This window comes from Flavobacterium sp. Root420, from assembly GCF_001427905.1.
Taxonomy (GTDB): domain Bacteria; phylum Bacteroidota; class Bacteroidia; order Flavobacteriales; family Flavobacteriaceae; genus Flavobacterium.
Genome location: NZ_LMEF01000020.1, coordinates 16,355 through 17,080, shown reverse-complemented (window position 1 = coordinate 17,080; position 726 = coordinate 16,355). Strand labels below are relative to the sequence as shown.

General features: G+C 44.8%; 1 pseudogene. It reads left to right on the top strand.

What is annotated here, in order from left to right:
• Nucleotides 1-726: pseudogene (locus ASC72_RS24235) on the top strand (hypothetical protein); the annotation flags it as partial.

Here is a 726-nt window from a genome sequence, read left to right as displayed (position 1 = left end):
GACGGAACTACTTTCACTACTTCAGATTTAACAGGAGCAACTGGTGCACAAGGTGCTGCGGGAACTAATGGAACCAACGGAGCAGACGGAAAAGGCATCGCCAGTACAGCGGATAACGGAAACGGTACTTTTACGATCACTTATACAGACGGAACTACTTTCGTAACTTCTAACTTGACAGGACCACAGGGTGTTGCGGGAACTAATGGAGCCAACGGAACTAACGGAGCAGACGGAAAAGGTATCGCCAGTACAACGGATAACGGAAACGGTACTTTTACAATTACTTATACAGACGGAACTACTTTCGTAACTTCTAACTTGACAGGACCACAGGGTGTTGCGGGAACTAATGGAACTAACGGAGCAGACGGAAAAGGTATCGCCAGTACAACGGATAACGGAAACGGTACTTTTACAATTACTTATACAGACGGAACTACTTTCATAACTTCTAACTTAACCGGACCACAGGGTGTTGCGGGAACTAATGGAACTAACGGAGCAGACGGAAAAGGTATCGCCAGTACAACGGATAACGGAAACGGTACTTTTACAATCACTTATACTGACGGAACAACTTTCGTAACTTCAAACTTAACCGGACCAGAGGGTATTGCTGGAACAAATGGAACAAATGGAACAAATGGAGCAGATGGAAAAGGTATCGCCAGTACAACGGATAACGGAAACGGTACTTTTACGATTACTTATACTGACGGAACT